General features: G+C 71.2%; 4 protein-coding genes. All 4 read left to right on the forward strand.

Features of this window, described 5'->3' with window-relative positions:
* Window positions 1-783 (forward strand): CpaF/VirB11 family protein (locus tag KUTG_RS28600; RefSeq protein ID WP_043721139.1); only part of this gene is annotated, 783 nt, incomplete at its 5' end.
* Between the two features lie 122 nt (window positions 784-905).
* The gene (locus KUTG_RS28605; RefSeq protein ID WP_052395521.1) at window positions 906-1,613 is read left to right on the forward strand and encodes a type II secretion system F family protein; all 708 of its coding nucleotides are present in this window, start codon (window positions 906-908) and stop codon (window positions 1,611-1,613) included.
* The gene (locus KUTG_RS28610; RefSeq protein ID WP_052395522.1) at window positions 1,610-2,482 is read left to right on the forward strand and encodes a hypothetical protein; all 873 of its coding nucleotides are present in this window, start codon (window positions 1,610-1,612) and stop codon (window positions 2,480-2,482) included. The genes KUTG_RS28605 and KUTG_RS28610 overlap by 4 nt, the downstream gene beginning before the upstream one ends.
* Window positions 2,483-2,510: 28 nt before the next feature.
* Entirely contained in the window at window positions 2,511-2,699 is a 189-nt protein-coding gene (locus KUTG_RS59095) for a hypothetical protein (protein WP_157494830.1), read from the forward strand.
* Window positions 2,700-2,759 lie beyond the last annotated feature (60 nt).

Raw genomic sequence — 2,759 nt, forward strand, 5'->3', positions numbered from 1 at the left:
CGACACCGGCTGGTCAACGCAACCCTGGACACCCTCGTCGCCCATCAGACCCTCGATGAGGGCCTGGCTGACTTCCTGACTGCGGCCGTCCGAGCGGGTCTGCGGATCGTGGTCTCGGGGGAGTGGGGCGCCGGCAAGACCACCCTGCTACGCGCTCTGTGTCACGAGATCCCGCCGTTCGAGCACGTGGTCACGATCGAGGATGACCGTGAGCTCGGTCTGCACACGTGGCCAGCGCGGCATCCGTTGGTGACCTCGATGGAGGCACGGCTCCCCAACGCCGAAGGCGTCGGCGCGATCACGGTGGAGCAGTTGCTGATCCAGGCGTTGCGGCACTCGCCGCGGCGGGTGATCGTCGGCGAGGTCCGCGGCGGCGAGGTCACCACCTTGTTGCGGGCGTTGAGCACCGGCGCGGGTGGGTTGTGCACCCTGCACGCCGAGGCTGGGCACGGGGTGTTCGACAGGATCGCGAACATGGCCCAGCTGGCGGTCCCGCCGCTGCCGGTTGAGTCCGCCTACCGGTGGACCGCGTCTGCGGTCGACCTGATCGTCCACGTCCGCCGCCGCGACCGAGTCGAGGGCGGTCGGTCGGTGCGGGAGCGGTTCATCACCCAGGTGCTGGAGGTTGGCCAGGTCGGCGATGCCGGCCGCCCGGACGCGACCGAGCTGTACGGCCCCGCCCCGCACACTGGGCACGCGCGGCCGGGGTTCCCGCCTAGCCCACGGCTGCGGGAACTGCTGCGTCCGCACGGTCTCGACCTCGACGCGTGGGCAGGTGCGTGATGATCACCGTCCTCTGTGGAATCGGTGCCGCGATTGGTCTGTGCGCCATCGGAGCTGGGCTGCTCGGTCTGCACGTTCCCAGAATTACCTTGTCGAGCAGGAGACTTCGGATCCAGCCAGCGATGGCGGCGGCCGCGTTGGGCGCCGGTGTGGTGGCGTGGACTGCCACCGGCTGGCCGGTCGGCGGGATCGCCGTGGCCGCCGGCGTCTATGCCGGGCCGAAGCTGCTGCACCCATCCGGCGCGCGGCAGGTGATGCAGCGGCGGGAGGCGTTGGCGGAGTGGATCCAGCGCCTGGCCGGGCTGCTCGCGGCCGGAACGGGTGGCATCGAGGACGCCATCGGCCGCTCGGCCCGCACCGCCCCGGCCGCGTTGGCTGATCGCGTCAGCACGCTGGCGTTCCGGATCCGGTCGATGGGTGCGGAGCCGGCGCTGCGCGCGTTTGCCGACGACTTGGCCGACGGCGAGGTCGACGCCCTGGTCGCGAGCCTGATCCTGCGCGTGCGTGACGGCGGTGCCGGGCTGGTGGAGGTGTTGCAGGCGCGGGCGGTGACGCTGCGGCAGCAGGTGCAGGCCGAGCTGGGGCTGGAGGCCGAGCGGCAGCGGCCCCGCACCCAGATGGTGATCATCATGGGCGTTGTCGCCGTCACCGTGGTCGGCCTGCTGGCAGGCTCCCGGCTGCTGGACTCCTACCGCGACCTGGAGGGCCAGCTGTGGGTCGGCGTCGTCGCGGTGATCTGGGCGGCGGCGTTTGCCCTGGCCTACTGGTTGACCCGCCCCGCATGCTCGTCCCGCTTCCTGATCGACGATCGTGCAGGTGGCCGGCGATGACCACCGTGCTGCTGCTCACGGCCGGCGTCGCCGCCGGCCTGATCCTGATCGGCGCCGCGCTGCTGCCGGCGCGATCGGAGCCGTTGGCAGTCACCATCGCCCGCTTCGATGCGATCACCGCCAACCCCGACCCACCAACGCAGCCACCCGCGTGGTGGCAGGGCGGTTTGGAGCGGCTGACCGCGGCCTGCGCGCGGTCCTCGCGGCGCTGGTGGCGCATCCCGACCGCCGACCTGATGGTGCTCGGGCAGACAGCTCAGGCGTTCACCACCCGCCGCCTCGCCGCGGGCGGCATCGGACTGCTCGCCACGACGGCCCTTGTGGTCCCGATCCTGTCGCCGCTTCAGCTGCCGGTTGCGGCGCTGGCCGGCATGGCCATGGGCTGGATGGTGCCCGTGGTGATGGTGACGCGGGCGGCCAAGGTGGCGCGCGGGCAGCTCGTCGCCGCGATCGCTGTGCTGTGCGATCTGACCGCGCAGGAACGCGACGCTGGCCGCGCCCCGGCTCAAGCCGTCGTCGAAGCTACCGCGGTCGCCGACGGTTGGGTCGCCACTTTGGTGCGGGCCCGGCTGCGTAGCGCCCAGCGTCTCGGCCACACGCCCTGGGAGGCGTTGACTGCGCTGGCCGAGCAGGTCCAGGTCCGTGAGGTCGCTGATCTCGCCGAGATCATCGCCACTGCCACCGACGGGGCCGCGATCAGCCGGGCCCTACGCGACAAGGCCACCGCCCTGCGGGCCACCGCGATCCAGACCGACACCGCCACGGCTAACGCCCGCGTGGAGTGGCTGGTGTGGCCGGTCGCGCTGCTGGTGGTCGGCATGGTCCTGCTCGTGGTGCGCGGCATCGCCACCCAAGTCATCACTCCCTGAACCCTTTGCGTAGCAAGGAGAAAGGCCCATGAAGATCGCAAAAATGTGCCGACGAGCGCGTGTTGCGCTGGTGCGGCTGTGGACCGAGGACACCGGTGCGGTGACGGTCGAGTACGCCGTGATCATCGGGGTCGTGCTGATCCTGGCCGCGGTGCTGCTGGGCCCGCACCTCATGCAACTGGTCCAGTCCTTGATCAGCAAATGGCAAGTCCAATGACCAGCCGGATATGTTCCCTGCTGCGCGAGCAGCGCGGGTCGGTGACCGTGGAGGCGGCGC

The sequence above is a fragment of the Kutzneria sp. 744 genome (assembly GCF_000568255.1).
Taxonomy (GTDB): Bacteria; Actinomycetota; Actinomycetes; order Mycobacteriales; family Pseudonocardiaceae; genus Kutzneria.

Excerpts from the sequence above, each read along its gene's own strand:
- KUTG_RS28605 (WP_052395521.1), top strand. The coding sequence starts at position 906 with ATGGCGGCGGCCGCGTTGGGCGCCGGTGTGGTGGCGTGGACTGCCACC.
- KUTG_RS28610 (WP_052395522.1), top strand. The coding sequence starts at position 1,610 with ATGACCACCGTGCTGCTGCTCACGGCCGGCGTCGCCGCCGGCCTGATC.
- KUTG_RS59095 (WP_157494830.1), top strand. The coding sequence starts at position 2,511 with ATGAAGATCGCAAAAATGTGCCGACGAGCGCGTGTTGCGCTGGTGCGG.